The organism is Acinetobacter sp. YH12152 (assembly GCF_013418285.1).
GTDB lineage: Bacteria > Pseudomonadota > Gammaproteobacteria > Pseudomonadales > Moraxellaceae > Acinetobacter > Acinetobacter amyesii.
The window spans coordinates 1-19966 of sequence record NZ_VPCH01000057.1; the positions used below are offsets into that span (position 1 = coordinate 1).

Annotated in this window: 15 protein-coding genes and 2 pseudogenes; 6 read left to right on the plus strand and 11 right to left on the minus strand. The window is 40.4% G+C overall.

The features are described 5' to 3' along the window. The first annotated feature begins 244 nt into the window (after positions 1-244). Entirely contained in the window at positions 245-2164 is a 1920-nt protein-coding gene (gene htpG / locus FTU83_RS14780; protein ID WP_180107106.1) for a molecular chaperone HtpG, read from the plus strand. A 153-nt stretch (positions 2165-2317) separates the two neighbouring features. Beyond that, positions 2318-2593 (plus strand): hypothetical protein, encoded by a 276-nt coding sequence (locus tag FTU83_RS14785; RefSeq protein ID WP_180007052.1) that lies wholly within the window; start codon positions 2318-2320, stop codon positions 2591-2593. A gap of 68 nt (positions 2594-2661) precedes the next feature. On the opposite strand, the gene FTU83_RS14790 is transcribed toward FTU83_RS14785, so the two are convergent. The 5 genes from FTU83_RS14790 to FTU83_RS14810 form a co-directional block, all read right to left on the minus strand. Then, positions 2662-3822, minus strand: coding sequence for a hypothetical protein (locus tag FTU83_RS14790; protein ID WP_180107104.1), 1161 nt, complete (start codon positions 3820-3822; stop codon positions 2662-2664). Between the two features lie 98 nt (positions 3823-3920). Then, complete coding sequence (locus FTU83_RS14795) at positions 3921-5369, minus strand: hypothetical protein (RefSeq protein ID WP_180107102.1); 1449 nt, start codon at positions 5367-5369, stop codon at positions 3921-3923. An 11-nt stretch (positions 5370-5380) separates the two neighbouring features. Further along, positions 5381-5560 (minus strand): hypothetical protein, encoded by a 180-nt coding sequence (locus tag FTU83_RS14800; RefSeq protein ID WP_180007056.1) that lies wholly within the window; start codon positions 5558-5560, stop codon positions 5381-5383. A gap of 350 nt (positions 5561-5910) precedes the next feature. After that, positions 5911-6099 (minus strand): hypothetical protein, encoded by a 189-nt coding sequence (locus FTU83_RS14805; protein ID WP_180010237.1) that lies wholly within the window; start codon positions 6097-6099, stop codon positions 5911-5913. Between the two features lie 234 nt (positions 6100-6333). After that, a complete protein-coding gene (locus FTU83_RS14810) occupies positions 6334-6582 on the minus strand; it encodes a glycine zipper domain-containing protein (RefSeq protein WP_218945835.1) in 249 nt (82 codons plus the stop codon). Positions 6583-6819: 237 nt separating this feature from the next. On the opposite strand from FTU83_RS14810, the gene FTU83_RS14815 reads away from it, so the two are divergent. Beyond that, the gene (locus FTU83_RS14815) at positions 6820-7020 is read left to right on the plus strand and encodes a dodecin family protein (protein ID WP_067761311.1); all 201 of its coding nucleotides are present in this window, start codon (positions 6820-6822) and stop codon (positions 7018-7020) included. Between the two features lie 76 nt (positions 7021-7096). On the opposite strand, the gene FTU83_RS14820 is transcribed toward FTU83_RS14815, so the two are convergent. From FTU83_RS14820 to ompR, 5 genes are all read right to left on the minus strand, one after another. After that, complete coding sequence (locus FTU83_RS14820) at positions 7097-7783, minus strand: DsbA family protein (protein WP_078189812.1); 687 nt, start codon at positions 7781-7783, stop codon at positions 7097-7099. A gap of 148 nt (positions 7784-7931) precedes the next feature. After that, complete coding sequence (locus FTU83_RS14825; protein ID WP_180107100.1) at positions 7932-8351, minus strand: GNAT family acetyltransferase; 420 nt, start codon at positions 8349-8351, stop codon at positions 7932-7934. 126 nt (positions 8352-8477) lie between these two features. Further along, positions 8478-9995 carry an acetyl-CoA hydrolase/transferase family protein gene (locus FTU83_RS14830; RefSeq protein WP_180002958.1) on the minus strand — a complete coding sequence of 506 codons (1518 nt, stop codon included), beginning with the start codon at positions 9993-9995 and terminating at the stop codon, positions 8478-8480. A 206-nt stretch (positions 9996-10201) separates the two neighbouring features. Beyond that, entirely contained in the window at positions 10202-11662 is a 1461-nt protein-coding gene (locus tag FTU83_RS14835) for an ATP-binding protein (RefSeq protein WP_111885830.1), read from the minus strand. A 246-nt stretch (positions 11663-11908) separates the two neighbouring features. After that, positions 11909-12673: a two-component system response regulator OmpR gene (gene ompR / locus FTU83_RS14840; RefSeq protein ID WP_078189809.1), complete on the minus strand. Its 765-nt coding sequence runs from the start codon at positions 12671-12673 to the stop codon at positions 11909-11911. A 335-nt stretch (positions 12674-13008) separates the two neighbouring features. Between ompR and FTU83_RS14845 the strand changes: the two genes are divergently transcribed. The 3 genes and pseudogenes from FTU83_RS14845 (at position 13009) to FTU83_RS14855 (ending at position 19840) form a co-directional block, all read left to right on the plus strand. Then, positions 13009-15369, plus strand: coding sequence for a Tex family protein (locus FTU83_RS14845; RefSeq protein WP_180107098.1), 2361 nt, complete (start codon positions 13009-13011; stop codon positions 15367-15369). Positions 15370-15458: 89 nt separating this feature from the next. Next, entirely contained in the window at positions 15459-17426 is a 1968-nt protein-coding gene (locus FTU83_RS14850) for a DUF2075 domain-containing protein (protein ID WP_180048785.1), read from the plus strand. Positions 17427-17658: 232 nt separating this feature from the next. Then, positions 17659-19840: pseudogene (locus tag FTU83_RS14855) on the plus strand (SulP family inorganic anion transporter). Positions 19841-19876: 36 nt separating this feature from the next. On the opposite strand, the pseudogene FTU83_RS14860 reads toward FTU83_RS14855, so the two are convergent. Next, positions 19877-19966: pseudogene (locus FTU83_RS14860) on the minus strand (IS5/IS1182 family transposase); the annotation flags it as partial.

A 19966-nucleotide genomic window follows, 5' to 3' on the forward strand; every position in this document is an offset into this window, starting at 1 on the left:
TATAAAGAGTTCCTGTACCGCCATACTGTCAGCGCAGTGCGGTATCGAAAGGTGCAATCTCTAAGATTGCATGGGTCGCAAAGATTCCCCCACCATAGCTCTTAGCTTGGTGGTGGGAGTATGTCAAACCTTAAAATTTAGTGCGATAGAATAAAAATTTTCCATTCACACTATTGAAAAATAGTGAAGTCCCTCCATTCATATAGGCAATTGATAATTTTACTCAGTATGAACGGAGAGACTGATGAGCGAACAACAATCTCAAAAACATAGCTTCCAAGCGGAAGTGGCTCAGTTACTGCATTTAGTAACACATTCTTTATATTCAAATCCTGAAATTTTCCTTCGTGAGTTGGTATCAAACGCATCTGATGCCTGCGATAAATTACGTTTTGAAGGGATTAACCATCCTGAATATTATGAAAATGATCCAGATTTACATGTGCGTATTCATTTAAATAAAGAGCAGAAGACAATTACCATTTCGGATAATGGTATTGGTATGACACAACAAGAAGCGATTGATCATTTGGGTACGATTGCTAAGTCTGGCACTAAAGATTTTATGTCGAAGCTTACGGGTGATCAAAAGTCAGATGCACAATTGATTGGTCAATTTGGTGTGGGCTTCTATTCAGGTTTTATTGTTGCTGAAAAAATTACAGTGGAATCACGTCGTGCTGGGGTAAATGCCGCTGAAGGGGTACGTTGGGTTAGTAATGGTACAGGTGAGTTTGATGTAGAGCCAATTGATAAGGCTTCACGTGGAACCGACATCATTTTGCATTTACGCGAGGATGCTTTAGATTATTTAGATCGTTACAAAGTTAAGCAGATTATTAATAAATACTCTGATCATATTAGTTTGCCAATTGAGATGCAGAAAGAAGTTTGGCAACAAGAGGAAGCTGCCGAAGGCGAAGAAGCAAAACCTGGTCAATATGTACTGACGGATGAGTGGGAAGCGATTAACTCAGCAAGTGCATTATGGACGCGTAATAAAAATGAGATCAGTGAAGAACAATATACTGAGTTTTATAAAAACCTGAGCCATGATTTTGAAGCCCCGCTTGCATGGACACACAACCGTGTAGAGGGAAGTACGGAATATACACAGTTACTTTATATTCCATCTCGCGCACCAAGCAATATTTTCACACGTGAAGCTAAAGCAGGAATTAAGCTGTATGTGAAACGTGTATTTATCATGGATGATGCGGATAATTTGATTCCAAATTATTTACGTTTTGTTCAAGGTGTGGTTGATAGCGCAGACTTACCACTTAATGTAAGCCGTGAATTATTACAAGAAAGTCGCGACGTTAAAACGATTCGTGAAGGTAACGCCCGCCGTATTTTAACGGTGCTAGATGGTTTGGCGAAATCTGAAGATGTTGCTGATCAAGAAAAGTTTGCAAAATTCTACGCTGAGTTTGGTTCAGTCTTAAAAGAAGGCTTAGGCGAAGACATGGCGAATCGTGAGCGTATTCTAAAATTATTACGCTTTGCTTCGTCAAATAATGATGAAGTGAAAACATCATTTGCAGACTATAAAGCCAATATGAAAGAAGGCCAAAAGGCAATTTACTATGTGACTGCTGATAGTTTAAATGCTGCGAAAAACTCACCACAACTTGAATTGTTCAAGAAAAAAGGTATCGAAGTGCTGCTCATGACTGAACGAGTGGATGAGTGGGCGATGGAATTTGTTTTTGAGTTTGATGGAACACCATTACAGAATGTATCGAAAGGTGCAGTTGATTTGGGTGATCTACAAGATGCTGAAGAGAAGAAAGCACTTGAGGAAGCTGCTGAGCAGTTTAAACCTGTTGTTGAAAAACTGTCGGATGCGTTAAAAGATAAGACCTCTGAAGTGCGTGTAACAACACGTTTAGTGGACTCTCCTGCGTGTTTGGTGGTGGCTGAGGGTGAGTTATCACCGCAACTGGTCCGTATGCTAAAACAAGCAGGACAAGCGGTTCCCGAGTCAAAACCAGTCTTGGAAATCAATCCATCCCATCCGTTGGTACAAAAATTAGAAAGTTCGGTGCAGTTTGATGACTTAGCAAATGTTATTTTTGATCAGGCGTTGATTGCTGAAGGCAGTTTACCCGAAGATCCTGCCCAATACATTAAACGGATTAACAGCTTATTGCTGAAGTAACGGTAGATATGAAATGAACCTCCTTCGGGAGGTTTTTTATTTGGTTTTTCGATAGAGCACATGAATAAAAACGTCCATGTTTTAATCTTTTAAATAGATTAAAAATAAATAATTAATCTATAATAACGATCATTAAGTATTGGGAATCTTAAGATGAAAATTTTAGTGATCGCTGCAATGGGCTCGCTGCTCTCTATGGGTCTCATGCAATCTGCTCAGGCAGATAGCGCTAAGCAAAAAATGGTGCGTAATGACCGTGTGCAGGTTTCAAAACAAATCGCACAATATGATATTAATCCTTTTGTAGATAGTCGCCGTGTGATACGAAATGATCGTGTTCAGTATAGTTTTCCTAAAGTGAAAAAAGTCGCTGAAAAACAGCCGAGTATTGTACGTAATGATCGTGTACGTGTGATTAAGAAAAATTGAAGCTGAGTTATTTAAAAAAAACCCATCCTGTCGAGATGGGCTTTTTATTCGCTGTGAAATAGCGGGTTCTAGAACAAGGCTTCAAGGCGCACTAAGGCGCCCACAAAGTGGCTTTTATCGTCACGATGGTTGTTGAGGTAGTTGAGATCACCTTGGATATAAAACCATTCGCGCAGAAAGGGCTGTCGCCATGATACATAGGGTCCCCAACTGTTTAAACGCAGTTGATCGTTATTGTAAAAACCACCTGTATATAGGCCGTAGTTGAATCGGTTACCTTTAAAAAATTGGTGTTGGCGGTAACTGAAGTTATCCCATTTCAGATCATCATCCTGTGCATCTGCATAGGTCAGGTTGAATTGGTTTGAGATAAAGGGTTGGCCTGGACGAGCATGGGTTAATTCTAAATTGGTTCTTAGATAATTTTCACTATCGATACCATAACGATAAATTTGTTCGGCTAAAAAACTGTAATCATTGTCGAGTTGCCATTTTTTAGCTGCTTTTAAGCGGACATATAGGTCATCACCAGAACGTAAACCGAGATCAACGTCAGTTTCGAAGGGCAGTCGATCTGAAATTTCTGACCAACGTAACGCGAGCGAACTGTTATCTTCACGGGTTTGCTTATTGTCATAATTTTTATCACTACGCCCCGCAGGGTTTTCATTGGTAATCGCGGCATTATTTTCAAGCTCATTATCCAAAGAGTCATCACCAAACACGACGCTTAACTTTTTCTCCAAGGTCGGGAGTCTAATTTTTCCTCGTATACGTGGCTTAATTTCGTAACCGTCATGCTTATCCCAACTGTTATCTAAAATGACCCGTAGGGTTGCATTGGCAGGCTTTTCTGGCTCACTTTGCCCAAACCAGTTATCCATGCGAACGGCAGTTCGATCTGCCCAATTTCGGACTTTCTTCTGTTGTCGATCGGTCCAGCTATTATTTTCCGTTTGTTCTGTTGTCGGAACAATGGGGTGATCTGATTGTTCAGGTAAGAAGGTCGGTGTTGTATCAATCCAACGTGGAATTTGATCTAAAAAATCATAGGTCTTTGGCATGATATACGGTGAACTTTGCTCGGTTGCAGGCACATCCTGCGAATGTTCACCCTCAGTTTCATTGACGACAGCATCAGTTTCATTGGCCCAAGCAACTTGATACATCAAGCTCATTGATGCGGAAAAAAGCAAAGTCCGAATAAAGTACTGTTGTTTTTTATGCATATGTTTTGGCTCTATTTAATTATCATCTGAGTATCCTGCATCTGTAGTTTTGTTATTTTTATCGGATAAATGCAAGCCAAACTACAAAATAAATGCAATTAATCTTCGGTCATTTGCTTAAGTGCTTGATAAAGCGAAATCACATCAATGGGTTGAGGCAATTGTTGGATCACATTTTGGATGCTTTGCCAATTTAAACCTTGCTGTCGATGGAGGATCAAATAGGGAAGGGCTTGTTCAGTACGCGATAGAGTCAGGCGTTTTTGACCGTGGATTAAACGTATTTTTTGACGTTCTTGTAATAATAACAGCGGGGTATGTAGCGTCGGTTCAGGTTCATCAAAATGAATGAATTTTTGCGTATGAATTAACTGTGCCGGGATAAATGGATAATAGTCGTTTTGCGACCAAATCATTTCAGCATGCTGAGACTGTTGATAGAGCTGATCAGGTGCAGCACAGAGTTGCTCTAGATTGTCCCATGTCATGACTTTAATCGCAGCAAGTTCATGTTGATGTTGTTGGCAAAACAGCTGAGAGAGTCGAATGGCTTCCATTTGCGTTTGAGCACCAAACAACAAGAGATATTTGATGAAGCGACCTTCGGTATTGATTTGCTCTGCTAAATACAGTGGCTGGTTTTTCCAATCTGTACCATCTGTCGTATGCAATAGAACATCAAGTTGCGTTGTGAGTTCAGGCTGATCTATAAACTGCAATTCATACAAGGCCAATTGCGCATCGATGTTTTGCAGCGTTTGAACGCGAGCGGCATATTGAGCGATTTGAACCTGTTCAGGAAGTTCAACGCCTGCCATTGTCGAGTTGAGATGTTCCTCCGATGGCGCATGTGTTGGCTGCTCAATTAGAACAAGAGGAACGGTATCAGGTGCAGAAAGCTCCGGTTTATTTGTATTTGAGTTATCAAGCAACGTATCCGCTTCATTGATTTGCTTATCGCAATGATCTAGATCGACAGAACCGTCTTTATTTATCGCTTCAATTGGCAGTAGGTCGTCCACACTTGCGGCAACACAGCTTGGCGCTGTAATGATTTCATCCTTTAGGCGTAAGGTATGTAGACTTAGATCGGTATCACTGATTAAACATTTATATAGCTGTTGTTGTTCAATTAACCAATCATAGCATTCGTTAAAATTGCCCCATTCACTGAGTAAAGCCGTGCGCTGTTTGGCTGGAATCATCCACACTTGCCAACCTAATTCATGGTCATGCAGCAAGGCCCAACCCATCTCTGGATATTGATATAAAGCATTTTCAAGTGCAGCATCATGGTTAAAATAGCCACGAAATAACAATGAATATGGCGTTTGTTTGGAAAATTCAGTGGCAGCCATTTGTGGCTTAGTTAATGCACGATAACTTAATATTTGCTTTTGAAAAATCGGTTCATCGCATAAGGCAAAAATTTCATGAATCCGACGTTTAGAAAGCGCAGTTTCATAAAAACTCAAAGCACGATGTTCAAGTTGATGGGTCAGTACATGGATTTCTTTTATTAATTGTACTTTGTCTTGTAAATTCATTTGTCCACTTCCTAAAGGACTTTTTGTGCTTTTTCTAAATATTTAGCCAATACAATATTGGTTGCAAGTTCTACTAATTTATATTCAGCCGAATTCGGGTTTCGATATGTATTGGCCAATTCAATCAGGTGCTCAATATCTATGACCTGCGGTGAAATTTTTCCTTGTATCAGTGCCTGAAGTTCTTGCATAGGACAATGTAAATTTAAAAATAAAGAAGTCGATTAGTTCATTTGATTATAGAGATTTCATTAAAAAAAACATGGAAATAAATGTCAGCTTCTACAAATTAAGCGTTAAATATGACAATTAATGCGCATTTTGTTTAAAAATAATACCAAATCATTAGCTTAAAGATAGGTTTTGCAAAAGATATAGCGGTATGGTTTGATCAATTTTTTTGAAGTCATCATCAGCGATCGAGCGCTTTTAGATGTTCATTTTTAATGTTAAGTAAAGAATAAAGCCCAAAGTAAAGGCACATAAAATAAAAAACCGATGGTGGGAGCCATCGGTTTTTTATGGAAAAATCAGCTAAAAATTATGCTTTTTTTTCTGTGTTTGTTACAACTTTAGTTGTATCTGCAGCAGGTGCTTTGTTATCTGCATTGGCAGTTTCAGCAGTCACAGCTTTTTTTACTGGAAAATCTGGTACATAAACGATTTGTGCAGAAACAGTTGCAGAAAGCGCCATCACAGCAACAGCCATAGCATATTTGATTGCGTTCATTTGTGTATTCCTATCAATCATTAGTGACTCAAAAAATGAGTCAGGGAGAAAATTAATCACTTGAATTTATGTGAAAATAATATCAAAAAATAATCAATTAAAAATGATCGATTCGGCAACGCAAGATAAACGGTATGAATTAATATTTATATAAAACAATCTATTAGAGTTATTGCTCTAGAGCTTTTGGTGGCTGAGTGACAGCGTTGTATCACTCAGATAAAGATGAAAAATCTATGAATGTTTGGCACATTTCTTTTCATAGACTTTGCCTGCGATACCACCAATAATGGCACCGCTGATCGTGCCAAAAACGGGCAAAATACTGCCTGCAACAGCACCGATCGCAGCACCTTTGAGGGTCGGAGAAAAACGCGAGAGAAAGCTATTCTTCCCTGTTTGCGACTCGTTGGCGGTTGCTTGAGGGGTTGTATTGGTAGATAGATCGGTTTCAGCAGAAGTTACTTGAGGTTCAATTGTCATGACATTACTCCCGAGCATGATCATTAGAAGAATGAAGCTTTTAGCCTAATCGGAAGCGACCGCAGCTTAAACAGAAAGCATGTAATAAATGATGGTCAGTTTGTAATCCCTCGAAGTGGAATTCACTCCTGTGTAAGACATGTAATATTTTGCTGTTTTGATGTTTAAAAAATAACCAAAATAAGCGACTTAATCATATGATGAAGATTCAAAATCATAACAATGAGGATAAATACAATGTCTGTTGCTAAAGTCGTTGAAGTAAATGCAAGTAGCACAAAAAGTTTTGAAGATGCAATTCAAACGGGAATTAATAAAGTCACTGAAACTGTGAAAAACGTTCAGGGTGCATGGATTAATGAACAAAAAGTCGTGGTGAAAGACAATAAAATTGCAGAATATCGAGTGAACTTAAAAATCAGCTTCTTGGTGGAATAAGTTTCATTTTATTGATGTTAAAAACTGATCATAAAAAATCCCCGAAGTTCGGGGATTTTTGTTTGAACACGCTGAATTATTTTTCAGGCGTTTCACAGCTTTCATCATTACATACAGGTGTAGGAGCAAGTTCAGGAAGTTCCGCAGCTTTGTCCATCACTTGTTTAAACACGTCTTTCGGTTGAGCGCCAGCTAATGCAATACGTTGCTCAAAGACAAAAAACGGTACACCGGTGACTTTAAGTTGGTCGCGTGCTACTTCTTCGTCGTATTTAACGAAATCGGCAAATTCATCTGAGTCTAATAAGTCATCAACTTCAACAGGGTTTAGACCAATACGAGATGCAACATCTTCTATGGTTTCACGTTCACCAATGGCCAAGCCTTGCGTCATATAGCTATAGAAGAACGCTTCTTTGGCTTCACTACCGAGACCTTTGCTTTGTGCAAGATGAATCAAGCGGTGCGCGTTGAAAGTATTGCCTGAATTGGCTTTTTGCCAGTTAAATTCAATACCTTCAGCTTTTGCCATTTCGGCAATATTGCGCTGCATTTCTTCAACTTCTTCAATACTACGGCCATATTTTTGAGCCAGACGTTCAGTATTGGAAATTTCTAGGCGAGCGGGCGCATCTGCATCAAGTTGATAGCTATGCCAAAACACTTCAAGTTCTACACCCGATTCTTCGGCAGCAGCTTCAAGGCGTTTTTTCGCAATATAACAAAATGGGCAAACCACGTCTGACCAGATATCTACACGCATGGGAAATCTCTTTTCTATGTTCTGGGAAAATGATGGGGGCAAATCCTAAAATTTAAAGCCAAGCAATGCAATCCATTTTTGTTTCGATGGCGCAATGTCGAATTTTTTTGATGTTGATACAAGGCTTGACCGAAGATTTGTCTGGCCACTAATCCGTGATTAAACGTTTACCCAAACAAATCACTTCAACCTCTTCATAGCCCAATTGTTCATAAAAATTTTGTACGTCAATGTTGTCTTCGCGAATCAGTAATTGAAGTTTTGGACAGCCTAAAGCAATTAAGCGTTTTTCTAATTGCTGAATGAGGGCAGTAGCGACACCATTTCGCTGAAAATGTGGATGTACGGCGAGATAATTGACCCAGCCTCGATGTCCATCATAGCCACCCATCACAGTTGCGATCAATTGATCATCTTTGACAGCCAATAAAAATAATTGATCACGTTGAGCCAATTTTCGAAATATATCAATTTCAGGGTTATTCCATGAACGGGTCAGATCACACAGTTCCCAAAGTGCAATCACATCATCTAAATCAGATTCGAGATAGGGGCGGATAATAAACATAATTTTTGTTTTAGCATGTATTTTGACCAATCTAGATTAGTCGAGTTTTGCAGACTTGATAAGTCATATTGAAAAATAAAAGCCATAAAAAAACGCTCCGAAGAGCGTTTTTTTATTCACTGTCAATTAAGCAGTTTTCACTTCAGGTTGAGCAGCTAACATGTAGCCGTTCTCTTCGAAGTTGATGTGCCAAGACAATGCTTCACGTAGAAGGTGAGGTGTTTGACCACCTTTCGCACATGCACGGTCGAAGTAATCATTTAGCGCATCACGGTACATAGGGTGAGCACAGTTGTCGATTACTGCACGAGCACGTTCACGTGGAGCAAGACCACGTAAGTCAGCAAGACCTTGTTCAGTAACTAAGATGTCAACGTCGTGTTCAGCATGGTCAATGTGAGAAGCAAATGGAACAACAGAAGAAATGTCGCCGCCTTTTGCAATTGATTTAGTCACGAAGATCGCCAAGTGTGCATTACGTGCGAAGTCACCTGAACCACCGATACCGTTCATCATTTTTGTACCGCAAACGTGAGTTGAGTTCACGTTACCGTAGATATCAAACTCAAGCGCAGTGTTGATACCGATGATACCTAAACGACGTACAAGTTCTGGATGGTTAGAAATTTCTTGTGGACGTAATACAAGTTTGTCTTTGTATTGTTCAAGGTTATTAAATACTTTTTCGCCATATTTAGCAGAAAGCGTAATAGAAGAACCTGAAGCAAATTTCATTTTGCCTGCGTCGATCAATTCAAATGTACAGTCTTGAAGTACTTCAGAGTACATGATCAAGTCTTCAAAGTTCGAATCTTTAAGACCAGTCAATACTGCGTTTGCAATTGAACCGATACCTGCTTGTAATGGACCAAGGTTTTTCGGTAAACGACCTTCTTCTACTTCTTTTTCAAAGAAAGCGATAAGGTGGTTAGCAATACCTTGAGTTTCATCATCAGGTGCAGTCACTGTAGATGGAGAGTCATGCAATTCGTTGTTAAATACGATACCTACGATTTTTGAAGGATCGATGTTGATTGCATGTGTACCAATACGTTCGTCAACATGAGTCAATGGAATCGCTTGACGTGTTGGACGATATGTTGGGATATAAATATCGTGTAAGCCTTCGAATGCTGGGCTTAAGTTGGTGTTGATTTCAACAATCACTTTTTCAGCAAAAATTGCGAAGCTTGCAGAGTTACCTACAGACGTTGTAGGAATGATGCCACCATCTTCAGTGATCGCAACAGCTTCAATAATTGCCACATCAGGCTTTTTAAGCTGAAGGTTACGCATTTGTTCAACTGTTTCAGACAAATGCTGATCGATGAACATCACTTCGCCTTTATTGATGGCTTTACGTAATGTGTTGTCTACTTGGAACGGTAAACGACGAGCAAGAACACCTGCTTCAGTCAATTTTTTGTCCAAATCGTTACCCAAGCTCGCGCCAGTAATTAGGGTAATTTTAAGAGGATTAGCATGAGCCTGTTGAACCAACGCTAAAGGTACAGCTTTCGCTTCACCTGCGCGTGTGAAACCACTCATACCTACCGTCATACCATCCTGAATGAATTCAGCAGCTTTTTCTGCGCTGATAACTTTGTCGTGAAGGGCAGCTAAACGGATGCGATCTAAAGACATCATATACTCTCGTGAAATTCTCAAAACTGATACGGATTGTACCGATCAAAAAAGCCATTTTGCATACCTGTTAGGCTAAGGTCTAATTTTTTGAAAAAATGTGGGTATAAGATTTTATTATGATTTTTAAGCCACTGAATAATAAGGTTAAAAATATCAATGGTTAAAGCTTAAACAAAACTGTTCGTTGCTTTTTTGAACGCTTGTTAAAAGCGTTCAGTTAAACTTTGCTTAATTTTTTCCAATGGGCTGTTGTTTAATATTTCATCATTTTCGAGTTTTTGCAGTGGTAAAGAAATGATCGCTTCGAGTCCACCTTCTGCTCGATTGTGAATTGAAAGTTGACCTTCGTGAATATCCACAATACGTTTTACAATGGCTAAACCGAGTCCACTGCCTTGAATGGTACGTGCATCATTACCACGTACAAAAGGTTGCATCAGGTCTTCAATTTGGTCTTCAGGAATCCCTTCGCCATTATCGGCAACGCGAATTTGAATATGGTCACCTTCATATTCGGTAGACAGTTCAATCGGCTCGGCACCATAGCGTTTTGAGTTATTGATTAAGTTGCCTATTAATCGTTTTAAGGACAGGCTACGTGCTTGAATAATCGGTAAGTCTTGAGGTTCAAAGCGAATATCTAAAGGTTTAAATTGAATCACTAATTCCTGCAATAGCGCATTTAAATCAGTATCTTGCGGAACTTCATCTGAACCATCTCGCATATACGAAATGAACTGATTCAGAATCGCATCCATATCTTCAACATCGTAAATCAGACCTTCTTTTAGGAAGTCATCATCAGGCATCATTTCTGCGCTGAGTCGAATACGGGTCAGCGGAGTACGCAAATCGTGGGAAATACCGGCCAACATGATACGACGATCACGTTCAGTTTGTTCCAGCGTGTAGACCATGTGGTTAAAGGCTTGGTTTACTTCACGGATTTCTTGTGGCCCATGGTTGGTTTCTAAATAAGGTGCAGTGCCGTGTTTACTATAGTTGTTTGCCGCATCTTGTAAACGTTTTAGTGGACGGTTGAGCTGACGAACCAAGGTTAAGATAATGATGCCAGCAATCAGCGGAATACCCAATAACCAACCTAAAATCAGCTCTGCGCTATAGTTGGCATAGGTTTTTAAAGGCTCGCGAACCCAGTTTCCATTCATTTCTGGAGTTTGAATCCAGATGCGTGGGTCAGGTTTAAATTGGAAATACACGGTCGCATTATCAATGCGCATTTCTTTGGCCAGTTTCTTTTCAATTTGATTGGTAAAGAACTCTGCAATCACTTTGTCTTTGACATTGGGGAATTCTTTCGGATCGGTCACATATTCGATCCCGACACGGTTGCGCATCCAGTCGTCGACATCTACTTCGGCATTGTTATGAAAAATCCGTAAATCAGGATTGTTAATGATTTCAAGTTCGACCGCGAGGTAACGAGCATGTTGTTGAATTTCGGGTAAATAGAGTGTGCGCCAAAAGAACCATAAGGACATAAACAGGCTAAAAAACACCACAAATAAGACCAATACGGTGGTCCGCATGGCTGCAGAGCGGGGTTTGATTTTATCGAGGAAGCGTTCCCAAGGTGTCCGTTTTTTTTCGGAGTAGGTAACGTAGTCGGTAAATTCCTGTGGGTCGATGGGTTCGAGTTTCACGCAGAATCCTTTAAGCAAATTTTTTGAAAGGCAGTTTTTATTCTTTGCGATGGAATCTTACTGCTGGAACGTTCTTCGGGAGGAGTTCGTTATGTTACTTTTTAAAAAAGTAACCAAAATTTTTGCCATTCGCTGAACTCGCACACATTACTTTTATTCATTCAATTTCAAGTGGCTCAGACAGCAGCGAATGGTATTTCCGGACATGAGGTACGGTGACTCGATTCTCAGGTCTTATTTTATGGCTTATTCAGCACCATCTGGAACAAAGACATAACCTACGCCCCAAACGGTTTGAATATAGCGCGCACGTGCTGGGTTTTCTTCAACCAAACGACGTAGGCGAGAAACCTGAACGTCAATTGAACGTTCCATAGCACCCCATTCACGACCACGAGCAAGATTCATTAACTTGTCGCGTGTCAGTGGTTCACGTGGGTGTTGAACTAATGCTTTGAGTACGGCAAATTCACCCGTTGTTAATGTGACGACTTGACCTTCACGGGTTAAGGTACGTGTAGATAGGTCGAGTGACCAAGGACCAAAAGACACCACTTCCATTTGTTGGCTTGGTGCGCCCGGAACTTCACGCACTTGGCGACGTAGTACTGCACGAATACGAGCTAATAGCTCATTCGGGTTAAATGGTTTTGGTAAATAGTCATCTGCACCGGCTTCAAGTCCAGCAATACGGTCTGAATCGCTACCACGAGCGGTCAGCATAATGATCGGGGTGTCGATGCTAGATTGGCGCAGACGGCGGCAAATACTCAAGCCATCTTCAACAGGCAACATAAAGTCGAGCACAATCAGGGAAAAGAGTTCCCGCTGCAACAGACGATCCATCTGAGTCGCATCATGTGCGGTTTTGACAACAAAACCTTTATCTTCTAGGAAGCGTTGTAAGAGGGTGCGTAGACGCACATCATCATCGACAACCAGAATGCGTTCGACTCGGTCGGTTTCGGCTTGTACGGCATCTGTTTTTTCAGCAGGTACAACTAAACTCATGACGTGCTCCTTATTCTTTATTGTCATCGTAAACAAAAAGTCGATTTCACTTGAGTATACGATTCATTTATATAAATTTACTATGCTCTAAAGCAACAAATATTGCAGTTAAAATCAAGACATAGATACCAAATGTATACATGTTGTTCGAATCAGTTTGCTTGTCTAAGTCTCGCTAATTTGTTGTTTCATAGTCAGTTTCGTAAAAAAATGTGTATTTGAGATGAATTGGCATTAAAAACCACGAATAAATTTATAAAAACAATTGTGGATTTTATGGTCTTGGTCTTTATAATCATGGCTTTTAGAACTTATCCTTGCAGGGATCTAATACGATGACTGACTTAGTTCAGCAGTTGGCAAAAGAAATTGCCGTACGTCCAAATCAAATTGAAGCTGCCATCAAGCTCATTGATGAAGGTGCCAGTGTTCCATTTATCGCACGTTACCGTAAAGAAGTGACGCAAGGTCTGGACGATACTCAATTACGTCAGCTCGATACACGTCTGACTTACCTGCGTGATTTATTTGAGCGCCGTGAAAAGGTAATCGAATCTCTAAAAGAACAAAACAAGTTATCTGATGACTTACTTGCTCGCGTGAATGCAGCAGAAACTAAAAATGCTTTAGAAGAGATTTACGCGCCGTATCGTCCAAAACGTACCAGTAAATCATTTAAAGCAAAAGAAGCGGGTTTAGGCCCAATCGCTGAAAAAATCTTTAATGAAGCGGTAGACCCAACCGAAGCTTTAGTTGGTTTTAGTCATGAAGATTATGCTGATGTTGAAAGCCAATTAGATGCGATTCAACACATTTTAATTGATGACTGGGCACAAAATATTGCATTAACTACTGAGCTAAAAGCGACATTTGCGAAAACTGCAGTGTTGAAAAGTTTAGTTGCAAGCGATGAGAAAAAAGAAGTCGGTAAAAAATTCCGTGATTACTTTGATTTCTCTGAAAGCTTAAATAAAGTCCCTTCACACCGTTTATTGGCGATGCTCCGTGGCCGTCAAGAAAATGTCTTGGGCTTAAAAGTCGATGGTGAAGATGATGCACCATTGGCTCGTATTGATACTGAATACAATTTAGAAACAGCACAACCACAAGCACGTGCAGATTTCTTAAAACAAACTGCAAAATTATTCTGGCTCGGTAAAGTTCGTCCTGCGATTGAACATTCATTATTGACTGAAAAACGTTTGGCTGCTGAAGCTGAAGCGATGGATGTCTTTGCTGAAAACCTACGTCATTTATTACTTTCTGCTCCTGCAGGCGCACGTTGCACATTGGGTGTAGACCCTGGCATCCGTACGGGTGTGAAATTGGCTGTTGTCAATGCATCAGGTGATGTTCTTGCACACAGCACGATTTACCCATTTGCTCCGAAAGAAGACAAAGCTGGTTCAGTTGCTGAACTTGCGCGCCTTTGCCGCGAATTCAATGTTGAATTAATTGCGATTGGTAATGGTACTGCAAGCCGTGAAACTGAAGCTGTTGTGGCTGAAATGATGGCAGCAAATACAGACTTGAACTTGATTCGTGTGTCAGTATCTGAAGCAGGTGCGTCGGTTTACTCTGCATCTGAATTGGCGTCACAAGAGCTTCCAGAGTTGGATGTTTCAATTCGCGGTGCTGTGTCGATTGCACGTCGTTTACAAGATCCATTGGCGGAGCTTGTGAAAATTGATCCGAAATCGATTGGTGTGGGTCAATATCAACATGATGTGAACCAAACCGGTTTGGCAAAAACGCTAGAAGCGGTTGTGGAAGACTGTGTGAACTCAGTAGGTGTCGATGTCAACACAGCATCATCTGCTATTTTGGGTTATATCGCGGGTCTAAACAAATCGATTGCACAGCAAATCGTTGAATTCCGCAAAGAAAATGGTCGTTTTGATAACCGTCAAAGTTTGAAGAAAGTACCTCGTTTAGGCGAGCGGACCTTTGAACAAGCAGCAGGTTTCTTACGTATTCAGGATGGTTCTGAACCATTGGATGCATCTGCAGTTCACCCTGAATCTTATGGTTTAGTAGAAAAAATTGTGGCAGCGAAAGCAACCACAGTCAAAGATATTATTGGTAATACTGAAATTATTCGTCAGGTCGATGCAGCAGCATTTGTAAATGATCAATTTGGTTTGCCAACGATTCAGGACGTTTTATCTGAACTTGAGAAACCAGGTCGTGACCCGCGTCCAGAGTTCCGCACGGCTAAATTCCGTGAAGACATCACTGAAGTTGGTCAATTGACTGAAGGCTTACAGCTTGAAGGTGTGGTTACGAATGTGACGAACTTCGGTGCATTCGTGGATGTGGGTGTACACCAAGACGGTTTAGTGCATATTTCTGAACTTGCAAATGAATTTGTTGCAGATCCGCACAAAGTCGTGAAACCAGGTCAAATCGTTCAAGTTCGTGTACTAAATGTCGATGTTGAACGTAACCGTGTCAACTTGTCTATGCGTGCAGAAGGTGCTGCTGCAGCGAAACCACAACGTCAACCACGTCGTGACAATGCGCAGCAAGAACAACGTGGTGAGCGTAAGCCACATGCGAAACGTCCACAGCATGCCCGTCCGCAAGGCGACCGCCCACAAGGTCATAAAAAACCTCAAGCAGCGAAACCACAAGAAAATAAAATTGGTGGTTTAGGTGCGTTGTTATTACAAGCAGGGATTAAAGGTTCGAAGTAATCTTTAACTGTTAAAAAAACCTCCCATTTGGGAGGTTTTTTTATATAAGATTAAAACAATCAAAGCTTAAATAAACTTAGAAGACCATAATGTTACGTAGTTATTATCAGGGTTCAGTGCAACAATTCATACATACAAATGAACAAGAAATTATGGGGGCTTTGGCACTACAGCATGAATTTGCATTGGAAGATTTACAAAAGAACGCTTGGTTAAAACAAATTGAGATTTTAAAACAACAGTTGGATTTTTTAGATGAGGGAGAAATCTTTTTTGAATTCTCTATTCCACGGATGGGTAAGCGCGTAGATAACATTCTTTTGATACGTAATTTAATTTTTGTTATTGAATTTAAAGTAGGTGAAAAGAGTTACCCACAATATGCTAAGACTCAGGTCATAGATTATTGTTTGGATTTGTTGAATTTTCATGAAGGTAGTCATCAGCAAAAGGTCATACCACTTTTAATTTCAACCCAAGCTCAAAGTTGTGAACAGTCATGGTCAGCGGTATCCACTTATCAAGATACTTTATGCTGTAACACCCATAATTTACGGATTGTAATCGAACAAGCGCTTGATCAATTTGCAGGTCTTACGCAACTTAATATCAAACAGTGGGTTGAGTCTCGATATAAACCAACACCCACAATTATTGAAGCAGCTCAGGCGTTATATCAAGGTCATACAGTGGATGAAATTTCTAGAAGTGATGCCGGTGCAAAAAATTTAGCGATCACTTCGAAAAAAATCGAACAAATTATTGAAGATGCAAAATTAACAAATAAAAAAACGATTTGTTTTTTAACGGGTGTACCTGGTGCAGGAAAGACATTGGCCGGTCTTAATATTGCGAACCAGCGTTTAAAAACAAATGAACAAGAACATTCTGTATTTTTATCTGGGAATGGTCCTTTAGTTGATGTTTTACGTGAAGCATTGGTTCGAAATACCGTGGAACTTGCTAAGCAACAAACAGAAAAAAAGACGCGATCTGAGGCAGAACGTGAAGCCAAAGCCTTTATACAAAATATTCATCATTTTAGAGATCATTATTTGAAATCAAATGAGGTGCCAATCGAAAAAGTCGTTATTTTTGATGAAGCTCAAAGGGCCTGGCAAAAGGATCAGGTTTCAAACTTTATGAAACAGAAAAAAGGTATTGATAATTTTTCGATGTCTGAACCAGAGTTTCTCATTAGTGTTATGGATCGCCACGCTGATTGGTGTGTCGTTGTTTGCCTGATTGGTGGTGGGCAGGAGATTAACACTGGAGAAGCAGGTGTTTCTGAATGGCTATCAGCATTAGAACATAAATACCCGAAATGGAAGATCTACTTTTCTAACAAAATTTTGCAGGATAAAGTCTATTTAACTGATCCTAAACAACAATTCTGGGTTCAAAAAAATGGAAAAAATGAGGAAGATTTACATCTTGCTGTTTCTGTCCGGTCATTTCGCAGCGAACAAGTTTCACATTTGATTCAACATGTATTAGATGGTGATGCAAAGTCCGCGAAAGAAACTTACCATATGATGTCCCAAGATTATCCTATTCTGCTTTGTCGTGATTTTAATGTTGCTAAACAGTGGTTAAAAAGAAAGGCTAAGGGTTCAGAGCGCTTTGGGGTTATTGCTAGTTCGGGTGCCAGACGTTTAAAAGCCGAAGGTATTGATGTAAAGAATAAAATAACACCTGCAGATTGGTTTTTGAATTCAAATACAGATGTACGTTCTGCGTATTATTTGGAAGATATTGCAACTGAGTTTGATGTGCAAGGCTTGGAAATAGATTACAGTTGCGTGGCATGGGATATTAATTTTTATTTTGATCAAGATTGGCAATTTCAAGCCTTTAAAGGTAGTCGATGGCAAAATATAAGGCAAACTGAAAAGCAGAAATACCTGTTAAATGCATATCGAGTGCTACTGACTCGGGCGCGACAAGGTATGGTGTTGTATATACCATCTGTAGATGACAGTGACTGGACTCGTCCCAAGAAATATTATGATTCGACGTATAATTTTTTGAAGCAATGTGGTTTCAATACGCTATAAAAAACCTCCCATTTGGGAGGTTTTTTTATTTCTTTTAAGGCCTATCAAAGATAAATGAGCTGAATCTTAAACTTCGCAATAAAGTGTAAAAATCACACAAATCACGTATCAAAACACACTATAGAATCGTTCGATTGTCAGACAATATAAGTCACGCCATAAAGTGGTCACAAACTTTAGGCTTTACATACTTACATCTAATTATTTGATATTTATTATAAACGGTAAAATGATGACATCTAAAATTGAACGACATCGATTTCATATTCACGACTTTTTATCTGGAACAGTGGTATTTCTCGTAGCTTTACCGCTATGCCTAGGCATTGCATTGGCTTCTGGCGCACCGATTCTCTCTGGCATTATTGCCGGCATTGTCGGTGGTATTTTAGTCGGAGCATTGAGTGGCTCACATATCAGTGTTGCAGGGCCAGCAGCAGGTTTAACAGCAGTCATTTTGGTACAGCTTGAACTACTCGGCGGCAACTATGCCGCCTTTTTATTGTGTATTGTTTTTGCCGGTATCTTACATATTGGATTTGGCATATTTCGGCTCGGTTTCTTTGCCAACTTTATTCCAAACAATGTCATATTGGGTTTATTGGCAGCCATCGGACTGATCTTGATTGGGAGTCAAATACCTTATCTATTTGGCTTGAACCAATTTTCATGGTCTGTGCTGTGGCAGTCACAGCCGCTCGATTTGCAATGGGATATCGGTGCCGTTCTGATCGGTATCGGTAGCCTTGTGCTGATGTTGCTATGGGAGCAGAGCCCATGCAAAAAGTGGGTTCTGCCTTCTGCTTTAGTTGCTGTTGTCCTCGCTGCACTGTGCAATGCTGTGTTGGTACTCAGTGGTTCGTCTTATGCAGTTCATCCATCGAACCTCATCCAACTTCCAAATCTTTGGGATCAACTACAAAATGTGATGATCTTTCCAGATTGGACCGCTTTAAATAATCCACTGATTTACACGGGTGCTATCACTTTGGCGGTTGTGGCGTCATTAGAAACTTTATTAAATTTAGAAGCAGCAGATAAATTAGATCCGCATAAGCGCTCTTCACCCCCCCAATCGAGAGTTATGGGCGCAAGGCATCGGTAATGTCGTTTCGGGCGCTATAGGCGGGATGCCGCTAACTTCAGTAATTGTCCGTAGTTCGGTCAATGCCAGTGCCGGAGTTAAAAGTAAATGTTCTGCTATCTTTCATGGCGTGTTGCTCTTGTTTGCCGTGCTGTGTTTAGTGCCTTTGATGAACATGATTCCGCTTTCAGCATTAGCTGCAATTTTAATCCTCACAGGTTTTAAACTGACACATCCCAAATTGTTTAAACAGCTGTATTTAAAAGGTTGGAAACAATTTATTCCTTTTATTATTACCTTATTGGCGATTTTATTCACAGACTTATTGCTCGGAATCTTGATTGGTTTAGCCAGTAGTGCGGCCTTCATTTTATACGCCAATTTTAATAAGGGGCTGAAGGTGTATAAAGAGCATCATTTACATGGGGTGATTACACGGATTGAATTGCCTTCACAAGTCAGTTTTCTCAACCGGTCGGCATTAATCTCGGCATTGGAACATATCCATCGCGGTGAACAAGTGGTGATTGATGCCACACATGTGAGTGATATGGATGCTGATATTTTCCAACTCATTCAAGAGTACCAACAGGAAAAGGCTGTGCAGCGTAAAGTGCAAGTACAGTTGATTGGTTTCAAGGCACACTATGCCGATGCGCAGGAGGCGGCATTAGATATAGATATCAGTACCGCAGCTTTACAGCAACGTTTGACGCCAGAGGCCGTGCTCGCTTTGCTCAAAGCAGGCAATAAACGTTTTGTACAAAATGAGCGTTTGCAACGAGATATCTATCGTCAACTGCGGGTGACCGCAGAAGAAGGGCAGCATCCGATTGCGGCAGTGTTAGGTTGTATGGATTCTCGTGCGCCGACTGAAATGATTTTTGATGTTGGAATTGGTGATTTATTTAGTTTGCGCATAGCGGGGAATGTCGCGGGGCAAAAAGTTTTGGGTTCATTGGAATTTGCCTGCGAAGCCAAAGGCGCCAAAGTGATCGTAGTGCTTGGTCATACGGACTGTGGTGCGGTTAGCAGTGCTTGTCAGTTGTATTTAGCTGGTCAATCGATACAGAGCCTGACGCGTATGCCGCATATTCAATATGTGCTGGGGCCACTCAATGAGTCTGTATCGCGTGTTGCCGAATTGATGCAACCACAAACGCTGAGTCCGGCATTTTTAGAGCAAGTGACGCAAATGAATGTGCATTACAACATCCGCTATATTTTGCAAAATAGTGAAGTGCTACAGCAATTGGTGCAAGAAGGTAAAGTGGCGATTGTTGGTGCAGTGTATGATGTAAGAACTGGACGGGTTAATTTCTTCGGATAAATAGGGTGTGTTGACATTTACAGCCGATAAATTGAGCTAAAGAGGCAACCATATAAATATACAAGCTAAAGCAACAGCGCTTTGATAGTTACGTTTTAGCTTATCGTATCTTGTGGCAATTCCTCT

Bases quoted from the DNA above. Each gene is read 5' to 3' on its own strand.
- htpG (WP_180107106.1), top strand. From the start codon at position 245: ATGAGCGAACAACAATCTCAAAAACATAGCTTCCAAGCGGAAGTGGCT.
- FTU83_RS14785 (WP_180007052.1), top strand. From the start codon at position 2,318: ATGAAAATTTTAGTGATCGCTGCAATGGGCTCGCTGCTCTCTATGGGT.
- FTU83_RS14790 (WP_180107104.1), bottom strand. From the start codon at position 3,822: ATGCATAAAAAACAACAGTACTTTATTCGGACTTTGCTTTTTTCCGCA.
- FTU83_RS14795 (WP_180107102.1), bottom strand. From the start codon at position 5,369: ATGAATTTACAAGACAAAGTACAATTAATAAAAGAAATCCATGTACTG.
- FTU83_RS14800 (WP_180007056.1), bottom strand. From the start codon at position 5,560: ATGCAAGAACTTCAGGCACTGATACAAGGAAAAATTTCACCGCAGGTC.
- FTU83_RS14805 (WP_180010237.1), bottom strand. From the start codon at position 6,099: ATGAACGCAATCAAATATGCTATGGCTGTTGCTGTGATGGCGCTTTCT.
- FTU83_RS14810 (WP_218945835.1), bottom strand. From the start codon at position 6,582: ATGACAATTGAACCTCAAGTAACTTCTGCTGAAACCGATCTATCTACC.
- FTU83_RS14815 (WP_067761311.1), top strand. From the start codon at position 6,820: ATGTCTGTTGCTAAAGTCGTTGAAGTAAATGCAAGTAGCACAAAAAGT.
- FTU83_RS14820 (WP_078189812.1), bottom strand. From the start codon at position 7,783: ATGCGTGTAGATATCTGGTCAGACGTGGTTTGCCCATTTTGTTATATT.
- FTU83_RS14825 (WP_180107100.1), bottom strand. From the start codon at position 8,351: ATGTTTATTATCCGCCCCTATCTCGAATCTGATTTAGATGATGTGATT.
- FTU83_RS14830 (WP_180002958.1), bottom strand. From the start codon at position 9,995: ATGTCTTTAGATCGCATCCGTTTAGCTGCCCTTCACGACAAAGTTATC.
- ompR (WP_078189809.1), bottom strand. From the start codon at position 12,673: ATGAGTTTAGTTGTACCTGCTGAAAAAACAGATGCCGTACAAGCCGAA.
- FTU83_RS14845 (WP_180107098.1), top strand. From the start codon at position 13,009: ATGACTGACTTAGTTCAGCAGTTGGCAAAAGAAATTGCCGTACGTCCA.
- FTU83_RS14850 (WP_180048785.1), top strand. From the start codon at position 15,459: ATGTTACGTAGTTATTATCAGGGTTCAGTGCAACAATTCATACATACA.